This is a genomic window from Bacillus sp. FSL K6-0073 (assembly GCF_038006085.1).
In the GTDB taxonomy this organism is placed as follows: domain Bacteria; phylum Bacillota; class Bacilli; order Bacillales; family Bacillaceae_G; genus Bacillus_A; species Bacillus_A cereus.
The window spans coordinates 3,874,775-3,895,903 of the sequence record NZ_JBBOUN010000001.1 but is presented as its reverse complement, the minus strand read 5'-3'; the positions used below and the strand labels follow the sequence as shown (position 1 = coordinate 3,895,903).

The window sequence follows — 21,129 nt, the reverse complement described above, 5'->3', positions numbered from 1 at the left end:
GGCGGCAATATGGCATTTGAAGGATTAGCCGACCGACTTCAACAGACAATGCAAAAAATCCGCGGCAAAGGAAAAGTTTCTGAAGCCGATGTGAAAGAAATGATGAGAGAAGTTCGTCTAGCTCTTTTAGAAGCGGATGTTAACTTTAAAGTAGTAAAAGATTTTGTGAAGCGTGTGTCTGAACGTGCTGTCGGACAAGATGTAATGAAAAGTTTGACACCTGGACAACAAGTAATTAAAGTTGTACAGGAAGAACTTACAGAACTTATGGGCGGAGAGCAAAGCAAAATTGCTGTTGCTAATAAGCCACCGACTGTTATTATGATGGTTGGTCTGCAAGGTGCGGGTAAAACAACGACGACAGGTAAGCTTGCGAATTTGCTTCGTAAAAAGCATAATCGTAAACCGATGCTTGTTGCAGCGGATATTTACCGTCCAGCAGCGATTAAACAGCTTGAAACATTAGGGAAGCAATTGGACATGCCTGTATTTTCTTTAGGAGATCAAGTAAGTCCTGTTGAAATTGCGAAACAAGCGATTGCAAAAGCAAAAGAAGATCATCACGATTATGTTTTAATCGATACAGCGGGTCGCCTGCATATTGATGAAGAATTAATGGATGAATTAGCGAAAGTGAAAGAAGTTGCGAAACCGGATGAAATTTTCCTTGTTGTCGATGCGATGACGGGGCAAGACGCGGTAAATGTTGCACAAAGTTTCCATGAACAGTTAGGTTTAACAGGTGTTGTATTAACGAAATTAGATGGTGATACGCGCGGTGGTGCTGCATTATCTATTAAGGCTGTAACAAACACGCCGATTAAATTTGCTGGTATGGGTGAAAAACTAGATGCAATTGAAGCGTTCCATCCAGAGCGTATGGCATCCCGTATTTTAGGGATGGGCGATGTCTTAACATTGATTGAAAAAGCGCAAGCTACAGTTGATGAAGAGAAAGCAAAAGAACTTGAGCAAAAAATGCGTACGCTTTCGTTTACGCTTGACGATTTCCTAGAACAACTTGGACAAGTGCGCCAACTTGGGCCGCTTGATGAATTGTTAGGAATGCTTCCTGGTGCAAATAAAATTAAAGGGCTGAAAAATGCGCAAGTTGATGAAAAACAAATTGGGCATATTGAGGCAATTATTCGTTCTATGACTAAATTAGAACGAGAACAACCGGAAATAATCAATGCTAGTCGCAAAAAGCGCATTGCCAAAGGTAGCGGTACAACTGTACAAGAAATCAATCGTCTAATTAAGCAATTCGATGACATGAAAAAAATGATGAAGACGATGACGGGAATGCAAAAAGGTAAGAAAAAAGGACTAGGTGGATTGAAGTTTCCATTCATGTAAGGAAAAAAAGATGGCTCTGTTAAGAAAAAATACTTTACAAAGCAATAGTCTTTTTGCTAATATAATTATCTGTGTGAAATAAATTCGGAGGTGCTTTATAAATGGCAGTTAAAATTCGTTTAAAACGTATGGGAGCTAAAAAAACTCCTTTCTATCGTGTAGTTGTTGCAGATTCTCGTTCTCCTCGTGACGGACGTTTCATTGAGGAAATCGGAACTTACAATCCAGTTGCTCAACCAGCTGAAGTTAAGATCAACGAAGAAGCAGCATTAAAATGGTTAGGAAATGGTGCTAAACCATCTGATACAGTTCGTAACTTATTCTCTAACCAAGGTATCATGGAGAAATTCCACTTATCTAAACAAGGTAAGTAATTGAGGCAATGACTATGAAGAAGTTAGTCGAGACGATTGTCAAGCCTCTTGTCGATTATCCTGAAGATGTAAAAGTTACACAGGAACTTTGCAACGGAGAGATAAAGTATCGATTAACTGTACATCCTGAGGATGTTGGAAAAGTCATTGGAAAGCAAGGGAGAGTTGCGAAAGCGATTCGAATGCTCTTGTATTCAGTGGGACATCATAATGATGAAAAAGTAACACTGGAAATTCAATAAACGTAAAAAGGGCGAGGAGTTATTCCTCTCCCTTTTTTAACATTTAAATAGAGATTGCATGTTCCATCTGTGAAATGGAGATGCTTAATTTATATAGAAACCAGGGGTGACATACTATTTATGACAAAATGGTTTAATGTAGGAAAAATTGTAAATACTCATGGCGTAAGAGGAGAAATCCGTGTTATTTCTCGTACTGATTTTCCAGAAGAGCGATATAAAGTAGGAAACACGCTATACATATCGAATGAGAAAGGCACAGACTATCTTCCGGTAAAGGTAACTTCTCATCGCCAACATAAGACATTCGATTTATTAACATTTGAAGGATATAACAATGTAGATGAAGTAGAGAAGTTTAAAGGTTCTTTAATAAAAGTACCAGAAGAGCAGTTAGGTGAACTTGCTGAAGGTGAATACTACTATCATGAAATTATTGGTTGCAGTGTTGTAACGGAAGAAGGAGAAGCGCTAGGGACAATCAAAGAGATTCTATCTCCTGGTGCAAATGATGTTTGGGTAATTAAACGCCCGAAGGGTCAAGATCTCTTAATTCCTTATATCGATGACGTTGTACTTCAAGTTAATATTGAAAATAAATTAGTAACCATTCATGTAATGGAAGGGCTGCTATAATGAAAATTGATATTTTAACGTTGTTCCCAGACATGTTTACCGGTGTATTTGGATCTTCTATATTAAAGAAGGCGCAAGAAAAAGAAGCGGTAAACCTTCGTGTTGTTAACTTTCGTGATTATACAACAAGTAAGCATAATAGCGTAGACGATTATCCTTACGGCGGAGGAGCTGGTATGGTGCTTACTCCTCAGCCTATTTTTGATGCTGTAGAAGATTTGACGAAAGAGACAGAGCGTAAGCCGAGAGTTGTCTTAATGTGTCCGCAGGGCGAAAGATTTACGCAGAAGAAAGCGGAAGAGCTTGCAGGGGAAGAACATTTAATCTTCGTATGTGGGCATTATGAAGGATATGACGAACGAATTCGTGAGCATCTCGTAACGGATGAGATTTCTATTGGTGACTATGTATTAACGGGCGGAGAATTAGCCTCTATGGTTATTACTGATAGTGTGGTACGTCTCTTGCCAGGGGTGCTAGGAAATCATGCTTCACAAGTAGAGGATTCGTTTAGTACAGGTTTATTAGAGCATCCTCATTATACACGTCCAGCTGATTTTCGTGGTATGAAGGTACCGGATGTATTAATGTCAGGGAATCATAAAAACATTGATGAATGGCGACATAAGGAATCTTTGCGCCGAACGTATACGCGTAGACCTGATTTATTAGATGAGAGAGAGTTATCTAAACAAGAGAAAAAATGGCTTGAGGAAATAAAGCGAGAGCAGTAATAACTTCATATATTTGCTATTGCAACAGGCCTAGTAATATGCTATTATAACATTTGTGCTACTGAAATCAGTAGCCGTATTAACGATGTTCCGCTGTAATTTATTAAGACTTTATAAGAGCATCTGTTTAAAGGAGAGAATTTAATATGCAACAATTAATCGCAGAAATTACAAAAGGCCAATTAAAAACTGACCTTCCTTCATTCCGTCCTGGTGACACTTTACGTGTACACGTAAAAGTTGTTGAGGGAACTCGTGAAAGAATTCAGCTTTTCGAAGGTGTTGTAATTAAACGTCGTGGTGGCGGAATCAGTGAAACATTCACAGTTCGTAAGATTTCTTACGGTGTAGGTGTTGAGCGTACATTCCCAGTTCACACGCCAAGAATCGCGAAAATCGAAGTACTTCGCCGTGGTAAAGTACGTCGTGCTAAGTTATACTACTTACGTAACCTTCGCGGTAAAAAAGCACGTATTAAAGAAATTCGATAAGACATGTATGGGAGCTTGTAAATGCACAAGCTCCCTTTTTCCAATCTATATGAAATTTTGGTATAATACGAGCAGTTTACATAACCGTGGAGGGGAAATGCATGAAAAAAGAGAAGAGTTCACTTTGGGAATGGATTAAAGCAATTTTGATTGCTGTTGTATTAGCTGGTGTTATTAGACAGTTTTTCTTTGCGCCAATTCTCGTAGACGGGGTATCGATGGCACCTACTTTACATGATCGTGATCGAATGATTGTGAATAAAATTGGTTATCACATTGGAGATCCAAAACGCTTTGATATTATCGTATTTCGAGCAACAGAAGATAAAGATTACATTAAGCGCATTATAGGCCTGCCAGGCGATGAAATAGAGTATCGTAATGATAAACTGTATGTTAACGGAAAGGCTTATGAGGAGCCGTATTTAGACAAGCAGAAAAAGCAAATTGCTGACGGACCGCTTACATATGATTTTAATCTTGAAGAAATGACAGGCAAGAAAACCGTTCCAAAAGATCAATTATTTGTTTTAGGTGATAATCGTCGTTTTAGTAAAGATAGCCGTTCAATCGGTACGATTTCAATGGATCAAGTAATTGGTAAAGCTAATATGTTATATTGGCCGTTAGAAGACGCACGTATTGTGAAATAAATGAAAAAGAAGGTGGCAACATGGTAATTCAATGGTTTCCAGGGCATATGGCGAAGGCTAGACGCCAAGTAACGGAGAAATTAAAATTAATTGATGTTGTAATTGAACTTGTAGATGCTCGATTACCATTATCATCTCGAAACCCAATGATTGATGAAATCATTACACATAAGCCAAGGCTTGTTGTTTTAAATAAAGCGGATATGGCGGATGATCGTTTAACAAAACAATGGATCGCATATTTTAAAGAAAAAGGCCATATGGCAATTTCGATTAACGCACAAGCTGGACAAGGTATGAAGGAAATTGCAGCAGCTTGTAAAGTGCTTGTTAAAGAAAAATTTGATAAAATGGTTGCAAAAGGTATTAGACCGAGAGCGATTCGTGCATTAATTGTAGGTATACCAAATGTTGGTAAATCTACATTGATTAATAAATTGGCAAAGAAAAATATTGCTAAAACAGGAGATCGTCCAGGTGTGACAACAGCTCAACAATGGATTAAAGTTGGGAAGGAAATGGAATTGTTAGATACACCAGGTATTCTGTGGCCTAAATTTGAAGATCAATTAGTGGGTCTTCGCTTAGCGACAACGGGTGCAATTAAAGATTCAATTTTAAATTTACAAGATGTAGCTGTTTACGCATTACGTTTTATGGAGAAACATTATCCAGAACGCTTGAAAGAACGCTATAATTTAAATGAGATTCCAGAAGATATTGTGGAATTATTCGATGCAATTGGAAAAAATAGAGGCTGCTTAATGGGCGGCGGAATGATTGATTATGATAAGACATCTGAGCTTGTGCTTCGTGAGCTTCGTGGTGGCAAACTTGGAAAAATGACGTTTGAAACACCGGAAGAGTTTGCAGAGCAAGTAGAAGATGTGGAAAAAATAGAAGAAGTATAAGACGTGCGTTTGTGCGTCTTTTCTTTTTGGATATGTTTAAAAAGGAGCTTGTATAAATGCAAACTATGACGATAAAAGAAGCGGAAAATGTATTGAAAGAAATTATGAATGAAGAAGATGATCGCTTTCAACTGTTAATGAAAGATGATCGAAAAGGTGTTCAAAAGCTCGTTTTGAAGTGGTATAAACAAAAAGAGTTAGAACAGAAAGAAAAAGAGAAGTTTTTTGAAATGTCCAAGTATGAAAATGCTTTGCGTGAAAAAGGGGTCACATATATCGCGGGTATTGATGAAGTAGGGCGCGGGCCATTGGCTGGGCCTGTTGTGACGGCAGCTGTCGTTCTTCCTGAGGATTTTTATATTCCAGGGTTAAATGATTCGAAAAAGTTGAGTGAAGCGAAACGTGAGCGTTTTTATGATGAAATAAAAGTACAAGCAATTGCAATTGGAGTAGGAATTGTATCACCAGAAGTTATTGATGACATTAATATTTACCAAGCAACGAAACAAGCGATGTTAGATGCAGTTGCGAATTTATCTTGTACACCCCAACATTTATTAATTGATGCGATGAAACTTCCTACACCAATTCCGCAAACATCAATTATTAAAGGTGATGCGAAAAGTGTTTCGATTTCAGCCGCATCCATTATCGCAAAAGTAACGAGAGATCGTATGATGAAAGAACTGGGAGAGAAGTATCCTCAATATGGATTTGAGCAACATATGGGATATGGCACAAAGCAACATTTAGAGGCAATTCAAGTGCATGGAGTATTAGATGAACACCGAAAGTCATTCGCGCCAATTAAAGATATGATTCAAAAATAAGCTGTAAATATACAGCTTATTTTTTTATTTTGGCATATAAACATTACTATTTCCGAAAAAGAATAAAGCGATTTCAGTTTTCTGACACTTTATTGTAGACAGCGTGCCAATCATCTTATACAATGGCAATGTAATGTTTTTTAAACATTAAAAAACTTTTCGAGTAAAACAGGAAAACAGGGGAGGATGGGACCATGAATATCCATGAGTACCAAGGTAAGGCAGTCCTTAGAAGCTATGGGGTTAGCGTTCCGAACGGGAAGGTTGCATTTACAGTAGAAGAAGCTGTAGAAGCGGCGAAAGAATTAGGAACAGATGTATGTGTAGTGAAAGCACAAATTCACGCTGGTGGACGCGGCAAAGCTGGCGGAGTAAAAGTTGCAAAAAATTTAGATGAAGTTCGTACATATGCAGAAAGCATTTTAGGAACTACACTTGTGACACATCAAACAGGTCCTGAAGGTAAGGAAGTAAAACGCTTACTTATCGAAGAAGGTTGCGATATTAAAAAAGAATATTATGTAGGTCTAGTTTTAGATCGTGCAACTTCTCAAGTTGTTTTAATGGCGTCTGAAGAAGGCGGAACAGAAATTGAAGAAGTAGCAGAAAAAACACCTGAAAAAATCTTTAAAGAATATATTGATCCAGCAGTAGGCTTACAAGGTTTCCAAGCGCGCCGAATCGCATTTAACATCAATATTCCAAAAGAGCTTGTAGGACAAGCTGTGAAGTTTATGATGGGCTTATACCGTGCGTTTATCGAAAAAGATTGCTCTATCGCTGAGATTAACCCACTTGTTACAACAGGTGAAGGTAAAGTTATGGCATTAGATGCAAAATTAAACTTTGATTCTAATGCATTATATCGCCATAAAGACATTTTAGAGCTTCGTGATCTTGATGAAGAGGATTCAAAAGAAATTGAAGCTTCAAAATACGACTTAAACTACATTCCTTTAGATGGAAATATCGGTTGTATGGTTAATGGTGCAGGTTTAGCGATGGCTACAATGGATATCATTAAACATTACCACGGTGACCCAGCTAACTTCTTAGATGTTGGTGGCGGTGCAACTGCAGAAAAAGTTACAGAAGCATTCAAAATTATCCTTTCTGACAAAAATGTAAAAGGTATCTTCGTTAACATTTTTGGTGGCATTATGAAGTGTGATGTTATTGCAGAAGGTGTTATTGAAGCAACGAAACAAGTAGGTCTTGAGTTACCTTTAGTTGTACGTCTTGAAGGTACAAACGTAGAACTAGGTAAGAAAATTTTAAATGAGTCTGGCTTAAATATTGTTGCAGCAGAATCTATGGCAGACGGTGCACAAAAAATTGTTTCACTAGTGGGCTAATAGAAAGCGGGGGAGAAAAATGAGCGTATTAGTTAATAAAGATACAAAAGTTATTGTTCAAGGTATTACAGGTTCTCAAGGTTTATTCCATACAAAACAAATGATTGAATACGGTACGAAAATTGTCGGTGGTGTAACACCAGGTAAGGGCGGCACTGATATTGAAGGTGTACCAGTATTTGATACAGTAGAAGATGCAGTGAAAGCAACAGGGGCAAACGCTTCAGTTGTATACGTTCCACCCGCTTTTGCGGCAGATGCAATTATGGAAGCTGTTGATGCAGAAATTGATTTAGTAGTATGTATTACTGAAGGGATTCCTGTATTAGATATGGTAAACGTAAAGAGATATATGGCGGGTAAACATACACGTTTACTTGGACCAAACTGCCCAGGTGTAATCACACCGGATGAATGTAAGATTGGTATTATGCCAGGATATATTCATAAAAAAGGTCATGTTGGTATCGTATCTCGCTCTGGTACATTAACGTATGAAGCTGTACATCAGTTAACACAAGAAGGTATTGGCCAATCTACTGCTGTAGGTATCGGCGGAGACCCTGTTAACGGTACAGACTTTATTGATGCTTTAAAAGCATTTAATGAAGATGAAGAAACACATGCTGTAATTATGATTGGTGAAATCGGCGGTACAGCAGAAGAAGAGGCAGCTGAATGGGTAAAAGCTAATATGACAAAACCTGTTGTAGGCTTCATTGGTGGTCAAACAGCGCCTGCTGGCAAACGTATGGGCCATGCTGGTGCAATCATTTCTGGCGGTAAAGGAACTGCTGCTGAAAAGATTAAAACAATGGAAGCTTGTGGCATTAAAGTAGCTGAAACTCCAGCAGTTATGGGAGAAACGCTAATCTCTGTTTTAAAAGAAAAAGGTTTATTTGAGACTTGTAAAAACTATTAATCTGTTGAAAGACACCTTCTTACTTGAGGGTGTCTTTTTAGACTTTTTCTGTTTACATAATAAAAATTATGGGTAAGGAGAATCAAGATGAAAAGAGAGAGATTATTACATCTTCATTACTTGCTAGCAAATTATTGGAAAGCGATGGAGAGGCTACTATATGTCGATCCAGAATTAGAGAACATATATAATTTTAACGAAAAACAAATGGAACACTACACTGGAATATCCTCGAAAAAATCTTCAGAACTAGTAAAATTTCTTCAAAGTTCAAATCTTCCGCAATATATATCTTATTTAGAGAAAAATCGTATTTTTTATATAACGATATGGGATGAAAATTATCCGCAATTATTACGTGAAATACAAGATCCTCCCTTCGTTTTATATGGAAAAGGAGAGAAAGATTTCCTGAATAAAGTAAATAAATTAGCAGTTGTTGGAACGAGAGAACCATCATTATATGGTCATGAGAGTTTGAAGTTTATTTTACACCCTTTATTAGAAAGAGAGTGGCTTATTGTCAGTGGGTTTGCAAAAGGGATAGATACAATGTCTCATGAGATTACAGTAAGGCATCATTGCCCGACTATTGCGATATTAGGGCATGGATTGTCTTTTATGTATCCGAAAGAAAATAGACCTTTATATGAAATGTGGAAGGAATATATATTGTTATTGACAGAGTATCCGCCGCACTATGCACCGAAAAAATGGTATTTTCCAAAAAGAAACCGGATTATTAGTGGTATAAGTAAAGGTGTTTTAGTTGTAGAAGCGAAATCGAGAAGTGGAACACTTATTACTGCGGACCTTGCGTTAGAGCAAAGTAGAGAGGTATTTGCGCTTCCTGGACCTATATTTATAGAGGGGGCATCGGGAACGAATCATCTTATTCAGCAAGGAGCAAAACTAGTAAGAAATGCAGAAGATATCTTGGAAGAGATTTTAAATTAACCTTATATTTTTATGTTTTTATTAAACAATTATTGACAAATGGTAGATTGGCACTGTATGGTATATTCATTCTTGATTGACAAAAACAAGAGAAATCAATAAGATTAATGAAGACTTGAATCCACCTCTTAAGGAGGCACTAGCATGTCAGATTACCTCGTAATCGTGGAGTCGCCTTCTAAGGCGAAGACCATTGAGAAATATTTAGGGAAAAAATACAAAGTTGTCGCGTCTATGGGACATGTTCGCGATTTGCCAAAAAGTCAAATGGGGATAGAAGTAAAGAACAACTTCACCCCGAAGTATATTACCATTCGTGGTAAAGGTCCCGTCTTAAAAGATTTAAAATCAGCGGCCAAAAAAGCAAAGAAAGTCTATCTCGCGGCCGATCCAGACCGTGAAGGGGAAGCGATTGCTTGGCATTTAGCGAATACGTTAAATGTGGACGTTGAATCAGATTGTCGGGTTGTGTTTAATGAGATTACGAAAGATGCAATCAAAGAATCATTTAAACATCCTCGTGCAATCAATATGGATTTAGTGGATGCACAACAAGCAAGACGTATACTTGATCGTCTTGTTGGTTACAATATTAGTCCTTTATTATGGAAGAAAGTAAAAAAAGGATTAAGTGCAGGACGTGTACAATCTGTAGCAGTTCGTTTAATCATCGAGCGTGAAAGGGAAATTCAAAACTTTGAACCTGAAGAATTCTGGACAATTAAAACAGAATTTGTAAAAGGAAAAGACACATTTGAAGCAAGCTTTTACGGTGTAGATGGTGAAAAAGTTCAATTAACAAATGAAACGCAAGTGAATGAAATAATTGAACAGATGAAAGAGAATGCGTTTTCAGTTGAAAATGTAACGCGCAAAGAGCGAAAACGTAACCCTGCATTACCGTTTACAACATCTTCCTTGCAACAAGAAGCAGCCCGTAAGTTAAACATGCGAGCAAAGAAAACAATGATGCTTGCACAGCAATTGTATGAAGGGATAGATCTTGGAAAACAAGGAACTGTAGGTCTTATTACGTATATGAGAACTGATTCAACACGTATCTCAGAAACAGCTCAAACAGAGGCTCGTACTTACATCACTGAAGCGTATGGTACGGAATACATAGGAACAGAAAAGAAGAAAGAAACGAAAAAGTCAAATGCACAAGATGCGCATGAGGCAATTCGTCCTACTTCGGTAATGAGAAAGCCAGAGGAACTAAAAAGTTTCTTAGGTCGTGATCAACTTCGATTATATAAATTGATTTGGGAGCGATTTGTTGCAAGTCAAATGGCGTCTGCTATAATGGATACTGTGACAGCGAGACTCATTAATAACAATGTTCAGTTCCGTGCAAGTGGATCGGTTGTAAAGTTCCCAGGATTTATGAAAGTGTATGTAGAGTCAAAAGATGATGGTGCTGAAGAAAAGGATAAGATGTTGCCGCCTTTAGAAGTAGGGGAAACTGTATTTTCAAAGGATTTAGAACCAAAGCAACATTTTACACAACCTCCTCCGCGCTATACAGAGGCTCGCCTAGTAAGAACACTTGAAGAACTTGGAATTGGAAGACCGTCGACATATGTACCTACACTTGAAACGATTCAAAAGCGTGGGTATGTAGGCTTGGATAATAAACGCTTCGTTCCGACTGAACTTGGTGAAATAGTAATTGAACTTATTTTAGAGTTTTTCCCAGAAATTATTAACATTGAATTTACTGCCAATATGGAGCAAAGCCTTGATGAAGTAGAAGAAGGAAATGCGAATTGGGTAAAAATTGTTGATGATTTCTACGTAGGTTTTGAACCGCGTTTAGAAAAAGCGGAAAAAGAAATGCGTGAAGTGGAAATTAAAGATGAACCAGCTGGGGAAGATTGTGAACTATGTAATCACCCAATGGTCTTTAAAATGGGTAAATACGGGAAATTTATGGCTTGCTCGAATTTCCCAGATTGTCGTAATACAAAGCCGATTGTGAAAGAAATCGGTGTTACTTGTCCAAAGTGTGATAAGGGTCAAATTATTGAACGCCGTAGTAATAAAAAGAAACGTCTTTTCTATGGGTGCGGTACGTATCCGGAATGCGACTTTGTATCTTGGGATAAGCCAATTGGTCGTAAGTGTCCGAAGTGCGAAGGCATGCTTGTAGAGAAAAAGTTGAAAAAAGGCGTGCAAGTACAATGTATTTCGTGCGATTATGAAGAAGAACAACAAATGTGAGCGTAACTGCTCACATTTTTTTCGGGAAGAAAAGGAAAGGTGATATAAATGACAACACAAGTAGTAAACGTCATTGGCGCAGGTCTTGCAGGAAGTGAAGCAGCTTACCAAATTGCAAAACGTGGTGTCCAAGTTAGATTATATGAAATGAGACCGGTAAGGCAAACGCCAGCTCATCACACAGATAAATTCGCTGAATTAGTATGTAGTAACTCACTTCGTGCAAACACTTTAACAAATGCGGTTGGAGTTATTAAAGAGGAAATGCGCTTAATGGATTCTGTAATTATTCGTGCGGCGGATGAGTGCTCTGTACCAGCTGGAGGCGCTTTAGCTGTAGACCGTCATGAGTTCGCAGCTAAAGTAACAGAATACGTAAAGAACCATCCAAATGTAACTGTAATGAATGAAGAAATTACAGATATTCCAGAGGGACCGACAATTATTGCTACAGGTCCATTAACATCTCCTGATCTTTCTGCAAAATTGAAAGAATTAACAGGAGAAGATTATTTCTACTTCTATGATGCTGCAGCCCCAATCGTAGAAAAAGACAGCATTGACATGAATAAAGTATATTTAAAATCGCGTTATGACAAAGGTGAAGCTGCATATTTAAATTGCCCAATGACAGAAGAAGAGTTTGATCGTTTTTATGAGGCTCTAATTGCTGCTGAGACAGTGCCTTTAAAAGAGTTTGAAAAAGAAATTTTCTTTGAAGGTTGTATGCCAGTAGAGGTTATGGCAAGTAGAGGGAGACAGACGTTAGTATTTGGACCTATGAAACCTGTTGGATTGGAAGATCCAAAAACAGGGAAAACGCCATATGCTGTTGTTCAGTTACGTCAAGATGATGCAGCGGGAACTTTATACAATATCGTAGGTTTCCAAACACATTTAAAGTGGGGACCGCAAAAAGAAGTGCTACAGTTAATTCCAGGATTGGAAAATGCAGAGATTGTACGTTATGGTGTAATGCATCGTAATACGTTTATTAATTCACCTAATTTGCTTCGTCCAACATATCAATATAAACAACGGGATGATTTATTCTTCGCTGGTCAAATGACTGGAGTAGAGGGATATGTTGAATCAGCAGCATCAGGATTATTAGCAGGAATTAATGCTGCGCGTCTTGTGCAAGGTGAAGAGCCAGTTGTATTACCGCCAGTAACTGCGATGGGTAGCATGGCAAATTACATTACGGCAACGAACGCTAAAAACTTCCAACCGATGAATGCGAACTTCGGTCTATTTGCACCGTTAGAGAAGAAGATTAAAAAGAAAGCAGAACGAAATGAAGCGTACGCAGCACGCGCTTTAGAAACGATTCGAAATTTTGTAAATATTTAGTTAAATTTCTTGCAAAGGCTACTAAGTTGTGATACGATTTAGTAGCCTTTATTGAGGTGAGTTGTGTGAATGTGAAGAAATTGTTACAATTATTCGTTGGATATTTACAAATTGAAAGAAATTATTCAAAATATACAATTGCAAGTTATCAAAATGATTTAGAACATTTTGTGCAATTTATGGAACGAGAAGGCATATCCTCTTTTTTAGACGTTACATACGCGGATGTTCGTTTGTACTTAACGACGTTGCACGATGAGAAGTTAGCCCGTAAATCTGTCGCAAGAAAAGTATCAAGCTTACGAAGTTTATATCGTTTTTTGATGCGTGAAGGTTATCGAAAGGATAATCCGTTTGCACTTGCGTCACTCCCCAAAAAAGAATTGTCAATCCCAAAGTTTTTATATGCTGAAGAGTTAGAGGAATTATTTGAAGTTTCTGACACGGAAACACCATTAGGTCAAAGGAATCAAGCTTTGTTAGAGTTGATGTATGCGACTGGGATCCGTGTGAGTGAATGTGTCAATTTACAACTTACCGATATTGACTTTGCGGTGGGAACAATTTTAGTAATGGGAAAAGGAAAAAAACAAAGGTATATTCCGTTCGGAAGCTATGCGCAAGATTCTTTAATTACTTATATAGAGAATGGGAGAAAACAGTTAGTTAATAAGACTGACGAAGACTCTCATATGGTATTTTTAAATGCGAAAGGTAAACCGCTAACAAGTCGTGGAGTTCGTTATGTTTTAAATGAACTCATTAAAAAGGCTTCGCTGACAATGCGGATAAGTCCCCATATGTTAAGGCATACATTTGCTACACATATGCTAGATGAAGGGGCGGATTTACGTACTGTACAGGAGTTATTAGGCCATGAAAATTTGTCGACGACACAAATTTATACGCATGTCTCTAAAGAAAGATTGCGTTCTGTTTACATGAAGCATCACCCGCGGGCATAAATTGCTTTAAAAGCTATAAAAACAAATAAAGGAGTTTTTTCTATGGGAAATTTCCACGCTACAACGATATTTGCAGTTCATCATAATGGAGAATGTGCAATGGCTGGAGATGGCCAAGTGACAATGGGAAATGCTGTTGTAATGAAACATACAGCTCGTAAAGTTCGTAAACTTTTCCAAGGTAAAGTTTTAGCTGGTTTCGCAGGATCAGTTGCTGACGCATTTACTCTTTTTGAAATGTTTGAAGGGAAATTAGAAGAGTATAATGGCAACTTGCAGCGTGCTGCTGTTGAAATGGCTAAACAATGGCGTGGCGATAAAATGTTACGTCAGCTAGAAGCAATGCTCATTGTCATGGATAAAACAACTATGCTCCTTGTTTCAGGTACAGGAGAAGTGATTGAACCGGATGATGGTATTTTAGCAATTGGATCTGGTGGGAATTATGCACTTTCTGCAGGTCGTGCTTTAAAGCAATATGCAAGTGAACACTTAACAGCGAAGCAAATTGCGAAAGCGAGTTTAGAGATTGCTGGCGATATTTGTGTTTATACGAATCACAACATAATTGTTGAAGAATTGTAGAATCGTAAGGGAGGCATTTTATATGCATTTACATTTTACTCCGCGCCAAATTGTGGAAAAATTAGATCAATACATCATCGGTCAAAAAGACGCAAAGAAAGCGGTTGCTGTAGCGTTGAGAAATCGATATCGTCGCAGTAAATTAGCTGAAAATTTACGTGACGAAATTGCACCTAAAAATATCTTAATGATTGGACCGACAGGTGTTGGGAAAACAGAGGTAGCACGACGAATGGCGAAACTCGTTGGAGCACCTTTTATTAAGGTTGAGGCTACAAAATTCACAGAAGTTGGATATGTGGGTAGAGATGTAGAGTCAATGGTACGTGACCTGGTGGAAACATCGGTTCGTATCGTAAAAGAAGAAATGGTAGTGAAAGTTCAAGATAAAGCCGAAGAGCAAGCGAATCAACGTCTTGTTGAAATTTTAGTACCGAGTCCAGAGAAACAATCTGGATTCAAAAATCCATTAGAGATGCTTTTTGGAGGTACTCAAAATTCGAATCAAACGTCTGATACACAAGAAGATGTTGAAATCGAAAAGAAGCGTCATGATGTGGAGAGAAAGCTTGCTGCAGGGCTTCTTGAAGACGAAATTGTATCGATTGAAGTGACTGAACAACAGTCTTCCATGTTTGATATGTTACAAGGAACTGGCATGGAGCAAATGGGAATGAATTTCCAAGATGCGCTAGGAAGTTTTATGCCGAAAAAAACGAAAAAACGTAAACTTTCTGTAAAAGAAGCAAGAAAACTCTTGACAAATGAAGAGGCACAGCGCTTAATTGATATGGATGAAGTTACACAAGAGGCTGTTTATCGTGCTGAACAGCTCGGGATTATTTTTATCGATGAAATTGACAAAATTGCTGGTAAGCAGTCGAATAGCGTAGATGTATCACGTGAAGGTGTGCAACGTGACATTTTGCCGATTGTAGAAGGGTCGAATGTTGCGACAAAATACGGATCAGTAAAAACGGATTATATTTTATTCGTTGCAGCTGGAGCGTTCCATATGTCTAAACCGTCGGATTTAATTCCGGAATTGCAAGGGAGATTTCCGATTCGAGTAGAATTAACAAAATTATCGACAGACGATTTTGTTAAAATACTAATCGAGCCTGACAATGCGTTAATTAAACAATATATGGCATTATTAGCGACTGAAGGTATAGAAATTGAATTTTCAGACGAAGCTATTCGTAAGATTGCTGAGATTGCTTATCAAGTTAATCAGGATACAGATAATATTGGAGCAAGAAGACTTCATACAATTATGGAGAAGCTCCTTGAAGATTTATCGTTTGAAGCATCTGAAATTACGTTAGAGAAAATAACGATAACACCTCAATACGTTGAGGAGAAATTAGCAACAATTGCTAAAAATAAAGATGTGAGCCAGTTTATTTTGTAATAGTGTCATCAGGTGACTCGCCCTAGTTTCCAAGTGATGAAAAAATATGTGAGTAACATGTAGGAGGAACTTTTGAAATGGAATTATTAGCAAAAACGAGAAAATTAAATGCGTTATTACAGAGCGCAGCAGGGAAGCCTGTAAACTTTAGAGAAATGTCTGACACAATGTGTGAAGTAATCGAAGCAAACGTATTCGTAGTTAGCCGTCGTGGTAAATTACTAGGTTATGCAATTCACCAACAAATCGAAAACGAACGCATGAAGCAAATGCTTGCAGAACGTCAATTCCCAGAAGAATATACACAAAGCTTATTCAACATTACAGAAACATCTTCAAACTTAGATGTGAACAGTGCTTACACAGCATTCCCAGTAGAAAACAGAGAATTATTTGGTCAAGGTTTAACTACAATCGTACCAATCGTTGGTGGCGGTGAGCGTCTAGGGACATTAGTATTAGCTCGTCTTGGTCAAGAGTTCTTAGATGATGATTTAATCCTTGCTGAGTACAGCTCAACTGTTGTAGGTATGGAAATCTTACGTGAAAAAGCAGAAGAAATCGAAGAGGAAGCACGTAGTAAAGCTGTTGTTCAAATGGCGATCAGCTCATTATCTTACAGTGAGTTAGAAGCGATTGAGCACATTTTCGAAGAATTAAATGGAACAGAAGGTTTACTTGTTGCAAGTAAAATTGCTGATCGCGTAGGAATTACTCGTTCTGTAATCGTAAATGCACTACGTAAATTAGAAAGTGCTGGTGTTATTGAGTCTCGTTCTTTAGGTATGAAAGGAACATACATTAAAGTGCTAAACGACAAGTTTCTACAGGAACTTGCTAAATTAAAAACAAACTAATTTGTAAAAAACTCTCCTCAATCGAGGAGAGTTTTTTATGTGCAATGGATAGATGGTGCTTGTGAAAAGTGTCATAAGCGTGTTTTCTGAGAAAACTATTAATTGTATTTATTTTTTTGCTTAAAAGAAATGAAGGTTGGTAATACTAGAATTCGAGTATGAACAAAGAAAGTTTTACATTGTTCGCATTTTCGACTTGATTGTAATATTTCAGTATGATATAGTAAGCAGTGGTGTCAGTACAAAGTACACACGTTTACTGATTTAAGTGTTGGTGCTACGTTTGTAGTTTCGCTTAGAGATGAAGTAAACGGAGGATATCAAAAACCATTTAGGAGGAACTATATTATGTCAGTAATTTCTATGAAGCAATTGCTTGAAGCTGGTGTTCATTTCGGACATCAAACTCGTCGTTGGAACCCAAAAATGAAGCGTTACATTTTCACAGAGCGTAACGGTATCTACATCATCGACTTACAAAAAACTGTGAAAAAAGTTGAGGAAGCTTACAGAACGATGCGCGACATCGCTGCTGAAGGCGGAGACATCTTATTCGTAGGTACTAAAAAACAAGCACAAGAAGCTATTAAAGAAGAAGCAACTCGTGCTGGTATGTACTTCGTTAACCAACGTTGGTTAGGCGGAACTTTAACAAACTTCCAAACAATCCAAAAGCGTATCAAGCGTCTTAAAGACATCGAAAGAATGCAAGAAGATGGTACTTTCGAAGTACTTCCTAAGAAAGAAGTTGTTCAACTTAAAAAAGAGTTAGAGCGTCTTGAGAAATTCTTAGGCGGTATTAAAGATATGAAAGGTCTTCCAAGTGCATTATTCGTAGTAGACCCTCGTAAAGAGCGTATTGCAGTTGCTGAAGCACGCAAATTACACATTCCAATCATCGGTATCGTTGATACAAACTGTGATCCAGACGAAATCGATCACGTTATCCCAGCAAACGATGATGCAATTCGTGCTGTAAAACTTCTTACATCTAAAATGGCAGACGCGATCCTTGAAGCAAAACAAGGTGAAGAAACTGTTACTGCGTAACAAAGTTGGAAAGGTGATAAGGGGTTCGGCCTTTTATCACCTTTTTTAAGGTATAAACACCTTTATAAAAGGTATAAATACATATTTTAGGAGGATGAAAAGTATGGCAATCACTGCTCAAATGGTAAAAGAATTACGTGAAAAAACTGGCGCAGGTATGATGGACTGCAAAAAAGCTTTAACAGAAACTAACGGCGACATGGAGAAGGCAATTGACTTCTTACGTGAAAAAGGTATTGCGAAAGCTGCTAAAAAAGCTGACCGCATTGCTGCTGAAGGTTTAACTTTCATCGAAACAAACGGTAACGACGCTTTAATCTTAGAATTAAACTCTGAAACTGATTTCGTTGCGAAAAACGAAGGTTTCCAAACACTAATTAAAGAATTAGCTGCTCACTTATTAACTAACAAACCAGCTAACGTTGAAGAAGCTATGGCTCAAACAATGGAAAACGGTAAAAAAGTTGAAGAGCACATCAACGAAGCAATCGCTAAAATTGGTGAAAAACTTACACTTCGTCGTTTCGAAATCGTATCAAAAACTGATGCAGATGCATTCGGCGCTTACCTACACATGGGTGGACGCATTGGTGTATTAACAGTTCTTGAAGGTTCTACTGATGAAGCTGCTGCTAAAGATGTTGCAATGCACATCGCTGCAGTTAACCCTAAATACATCGACCGCGATGCTGTAACAGCTGAAGAAGTTGAGCATGAGCGTCAAGTATTAACACAACAAGCATTAAACGAAGGCAAGCCTGAGAAAATCGTTGCAAAAATGGTTGAAGGCCGTTTAGGCAAATTCTTCGAAGAGATTTGCTTACTTGACCAAGCATTCGTTAAAAACCCTGATATGAAAGTTCGTCAGTTCGTTGAGTCTAAAGGCGGAACATTAAAAGGATTCGTTCGCTACGCTGTTGGTGAAGGTATCGAAAAACGCGAAGACAACTTTGCTGAAGAAGTAATGAACCAAGTAAAAGGTAGCAACTAATACAGATTAGGGAACACATTGTGTTCCCTTTTTTAAAATAAAGATGTAAGCAATTGGAGGTTCATTATGAGTAAACCGAAATATAATCGTGTCGTTTTAAAGCTAAGTGGAGAAGCTTTAGCTGGAGAGCAAGGATTTGGAATTAACCCAACTGTTATTAAGTCAGTTGCGGAACAAGTAAAAGAAATTGCAGAACTTGATGTAGAGGTTGCTGTTGTTGTTGGTGGCGGTAACATTTGGCGTGGGAAAATTGGAAGTGAAATGGGCATGGATCGTGCAGGGGCAGATTACATGGGCATGTTAGCGACAGTTATGAATTCATTAGCTCTTCAAGATAGCTTGGAGAATATCGGAATTCAAACTCGTGTACAAACTTCAATTGAGATGCGTCAAGTTGCAGAACCTTACATTCGTCGTAAAGCAGTTCGTCACTTAGAGAAAAAACGTGTTGTTATCTTTGCAGCAGGTACAGGTAACCCATATTTCTCTACAGATACAACAGCAGCATTACGTGCGGCAGAAATTGAAGCAGATGTAATTTTAATGGCGAAAAACAATGTAGATGGTGTATATAATGCGGATCCATCTATTGATCCAACAGCTACGAAATATGAAACGCTTACTTACTTAGACGTATTAAAAGAAGGTTTAGGTGTAATGGATTCTACAGCTTCTTCTCTATGTATGGATAATGATATTCCATTAATTGTATTCTCAGTTATGGAAAAAGGTAATATTAAACGTGCCGTTTTAGGCGAAAATATCGGAACAGTGGTAAGGGGGAAATAAATATGGGACAACAAGTATTGAAGTCTTCAAATGAAAAAATGGAAAAAGCAGTTGCTGCTTATTCTCGTGAATTAGCAACAGTTCGTGCTGGCCGTGCAAACGCGTCTGTATTAGATAAGGTACAAGTTGATTACTATGGTGCACCAACACCAGTTGTGCAATTAGCGAACATTACAGTTCCAGAAGCGCGTTTACTAGTAATTCAACCTTATGATAAAACTTCTATCGGTGATATTGAAAAAGCAATTTTAAAAGCAGATTTAGGCTTAAATCCTTCTAATGATGGAACTGTAATTCGTATTGCATTCCCTGCATTAACAGAAGAACGTCGTCGTGATCTTGTAAAAGTTGTGAAAAAATATGCTGAAGAAGCTAAAGTTGCTGTTCGTAACGTACGTCGTGACGGAAATGATGATCTTAAGAAGCTTGAAAAAGCTGGCGAGATTACAGAAGATGATTTAAGAGGATATACTGAAGATATCCAAAAAGAAACAGATAAATATATTGCAAAAGTTGACGAAATCGCAAAAAACAAAGAAAAAGAAATCATGGAAGTGTAATAGCGATAACTTCGCAATTATGACCCTCTTCTTAAGGGGGTCTTTTTACACTTTTAGGCATACGTCTGCTTGCTGGAGGGTATGAATGATGTTTAAAAACTTTCCTTTTTTTAAAGGTAAAAAGGACACATCGTTTGATCATCTCGTTGAAGAAGTGAAAAAAGGATATATCCCAGAACATATTGCCATCATTATGGATGGGAATGGAAGATGGGCAAAGAGGAGAGCAATGCCTCGTATTGCGGGACATCATGAAGGTATGCAAGTTGTAAAGAAAATTACAAAATTTGCAAGTAAACTTAATGTGAAAGTGTTAACTCTTTATGCTTTTTCAACTGAGAACTGGAAAAGACCGAAAAAGGAAGTTGATTATTTAATGAAGCTTCCAGAAGAATTTCTAGGTACATTTTTACCAGAATTGATTGAAGAAAACGTACAAGTCCGAGTAATAGGGCAAAAAGATCGTCTTCCTACGCATACACGCAGAGCGATGGAGAAAGCCATGGAAGATACGAAAGAGAATACGGGATTAATTCTTAATTTCGCGTTAAACTATGGAAGTCGAGATGAAATCGTTTCTGCTGTGCAACATATGATGAAAGATAATGAGGAAGGAAAAATTCGTTCTGAAGAGGTAAGTGAAGAAATGCTTTCCTCCTACTTAATGACGAGTTCTTTACCTGATCCAGAGTTGTTAATCCGAACAAGCGGAGAGCTACGTATTAGTAATTTCATGTTATGGCAAATTGCATATTCGGAGTTTTGGTTTACAGACGTGTATTGGCCAGACTTCAAAGAAGAACATTTGCTAAATGCGATTACTGACTTTCAACATAGAGGGCGCAGATTCGGAGGCGTGTAGAAAGAGAGGGTTTGGT

General features: G+C 37.9%; 23 protein-coding genes. All 23 read left to right on the top strand.

Annotation, left to right across the window (positions count from 1 at the left end):
* Window positions 1-9: 9 nt before the first annotated feature.
* The 23 genes from ffh to uppS all read left to right on the top strand — a co-directional run bounded on the left by ffh (window position 10) and on the right by uppS (window position 21,113).
* Window positions 10-1,359: a signal recognition particle protein gene (ffh, locus tag MHB52_RS20000; RefSeq protein WP_000863460.1), complete on the top strand. Its 1,350-nt coding sequence runs from the start codon at window positions 10-12 to the stop codon at window positions 1,357-1,359.
* Window positions 1,360-1,460: 101 nt separating this feature from the next.
* A complete protein-coding gene (rpsP, locus tag MHB52_RS19995; protein ID WP_000268750.1) occupies window positions 1,461-1,733 on the top strand; it encodes a 30S ribosomal protein S16 in 273 nt (90 codons plus the stop codon).
* A 14-nt stretch (window positions 1,734-1,747) separates the two neighbouring features.
* Window positions 1,748-1,975, top strand: coding sequence for a KH domain-containing protein (locus MHB52_RS19990; protein WP_000737401.1), 228 nt, complete (start codon window positions 1,748-1,750; stop codon window positions 1,973-1,975).
* Between the two features lie 120 nt (window positions 1,976-2,095).
* Entirely contained in the window at window positions 2,096-2,611 is a 516-nt protein-coding gene (gene rimM, locus MHB52_RS19985) for a ribosome maturation factor RimM (protein WP_000170278.1), read from the top strand.
* The gene (gene trmD, locus MHB52_RS19980) at window positions 2,611-3,345 is read left to right on the top strand and encodes a tRNA (guanosine(37)-N1)-methyltransferase TrmD (protein ID WP_000686903.1); all 735 of its coding nucleotides are present in this window, start codon (window positions 2,611-2,613) and stop codon (window positions 3,343-3,345) included. The genes rimM and trmD overlap by 1 nt, the downstream gene beginning before the upstream one ends.
* Window positions 3,346-3,491: 146 nt before the next feature.
* On the top strand, window positions 3,492-3,836 hold the full coding sequence (gene rplS, locus MHB52_RS19975) for a 50S ribosomal protein L19 (RefSeq protein WP_001186516.1): 345 nt from the start codon (window positions 3,492-3,494) through the stop codon (window positions 3,834-3,836).
* Window positions 3,837-3,937: 101 nt separating this feature from the next.
* Window positions 3,938-4,489: a signal peptidase I gene (gene lepB, locus MHB52_RS19970; protein ID WP_000711853.1), complete on the top strand. Its 552-nt coding sequence runs from the start codon at window positions 3,938-3,940 to the stop codon at window positions 4,487-4,489.
* A 20-nt stretch (window positions 4,490-4,509) separates the two neighbouring features.
* Window positions 4,510-5,400 (top strand): ribosome biogenesis GTPase YlqF, encoded by an 891-nt coding sequence (gene ylqF, locus MHB52_RS19965; protein ID WP_000236702.1) that lies wholly within the window; start codon window positions 4,510-4,512, stop codon window positions 5,398-5,400.
* 56 nt (window positions 5,401-5,456) lie between these two features.
* The gene (locus tag MHB52_RS19960; RefSeq protein WP_001194262.1) at window positions 5,457-6,230 is read left to right on the top strand and encodes a ribonuclease HII; all 774 of its coding nucleotides are present in this window, start codon (window positions 5,457-5,459) and stop codon (window positions 6,228-6,230) included.
* 194 nt (window positions 6,231-6,424) lie between these two features.
* Entirely contained in the window at window positions 6,425-7,585 is a 1,161-nt protein-coding gene (sucC, locus tag MHB52_RS19955) for an ADP-forming succinate--CoA ligase subunit beta (RefSeq protein ID WP_001020791.1), read from the top strand.
* Window positions 7,586-7,604: 19 nt separating this feature from the next.
* Window positions 7,605-8,507 carry a succinate--CoA ligase subunit alpha gene (sucD, locus tag MHB52_RS19950; protein ID WP_000115178.1) on the top strand — a complete coding sequence of 301 codons (903 nt, stop codon included), beginning with the start codon at window positions 7,605-7,607 and terminating at the stop codon, window positions 8,505-8,507.
* Window positions 8,508-8,594: 87 nt separating this feature from the next.
* Window positions 8,595-9,464 (top strand): DNA-processing protein DprA, encoded by an 870-nt coding sequence (gene dprA, locus MHB52_RS19945; RefSeq protein ID WP_061663126.1) that lies wholly within the window; start codon window positions 8,595-8,597, stop codon window positions 9,462-9,464.
* 144 nt (window positions 9,465-9,608) lie between these two features.
* Window positions 9,609-11,687: a type I DNA topoisomerase gene (gene topA, locus MHB52_RS19940; protein ID WP_001286964.1), complete on the top strand. Its 2,079-nt coding sequence runs from the start codon at window positions 9,609-9,611 to the stop codon at window positions 11,685-11,687.
* Between the two features lie 48 nt (window positions 11,688-11,735).
* The gene (trmFO, locus tag MHB52_RS19935) at window positions 11,736-13,040 is read left to right on the top strand and encodes an FADH(2)-oxidizing methylenetetrahydrofolate--tRNA-(uracil(54)-C(5))-methyltransferase TrmFO (RefSeq protein ID WP_000213002.1); all 1,305 of its coding nucleotides are present in this window, start codon (window positions 11,736-11,738) and stop codon (window positions 13,038-13,040) included.
* A 65-nt stretch (window positions 13,041-13,105) separates the two neighbouring features.
* Window positions 13,106-14,005 (top strand): tyrosine recombinase XerC, encoded by a 900-nt coding sequence (gene xerC, locus MHB52_RS19930; RefSeq protein ID WP_001101241.1) that lies wholly within the window; start codon window positions 13,106-13,108, stop codon window positions 14,003-14,005.
* 42 nt (window positions 14,006-14,047) lie between these two features.
* Entirely contained in the window at window positions 14,048-14,590 is a 543-nt protein-coding gene (gene hslV / locus MHB52_RS19925) for an ATP-dependent protease proteolytic subunit HslV (RefSeq protein WP_000526272.1), read from the top strand.
* 22 nt (window positions 14,591-14,612) lie between these two features.
* Complete coding sequence (hslU, locus tag MHB52_RS19920) at window positions 14,613-16,004, top strand: ATP-dependent protease ATPase subunit HslU (protein ID WP_016118541.1); 1,392 nt, start codon at window positions 14,613-14,615, stop codon at window positions 16,002-16,004.
* 77 nt (window positions 16,005-16,081) lie between these two features.
* Entirely contained in the window at window positions 16,082-16,861 is a 780-nt protein-coding gene (codY, locus tag MHB52_RS19915) for a GTP-sensing pleiotropic transcriptional regulator CodY (RefSeq protein ID WP_000421290.1), read from the top strand.
* 348 nt (window positions 16,862-17,209) lie between these two features.
* Window positions 17,210-17,911, top strand: a complete 702-nt coding sequence (gene rpsB, locus MHB52_RS19910) for a 30S ribosomal protein S2 (protein WP_000111485.1) — start codon at window positions 17,210-17,212, stop codon at window positions 17,909-17,911.
* Window positions 17,912-18,014: 103 nt separating this feature from the next.
* Complete coding sequence (tsf, locus tag MHB52_RS19905) at window positions 18,015-18,902, top strand: translation elongation factor Ts (RefSeq protein WP_001018578.1); 888 nt, start codon at window positions 18,015-18,017, stop codon at window positions 18,900-18,902.
* 66 nt (window positions 18,903-18,968) lie between these two features.
* A complete protein-coding gene (gene pyrH, locus MHB52_RS19900) occupies window positions 18,969-19,691 on the top strand; it encodes a UMP kinase (protein ID WP_000042668.1) in 723 nt (240 codons plus the stop codon).
* 2 nt (window positions 19,692-19,693) lie between these two features.
* A complete protein-coding gene (gene frr, locus MHB52_RS19895) occupies window positions 19,694-20,251 on the top strand; it encodes a ribosome recycling factor (RefSeq protein ID WP_000531501.1) in 558 nt (185 codons plus the stop codon).
* A gap of 85 nt (window positions 20,252-20,336) precedes the next feature.
* A complete protein-coding gene (gene uppS / locus MHB52_RS19890; protein WP_000971296.1) occupies window positions 20,337-21,113 on the top strand; it encodes an isoprenyl transferase in 777 nt (258 codons plus the stop codon).
* The last annotated feature ends 16 nt before the right edge of the window (window positions 21,114-21,129 follow it).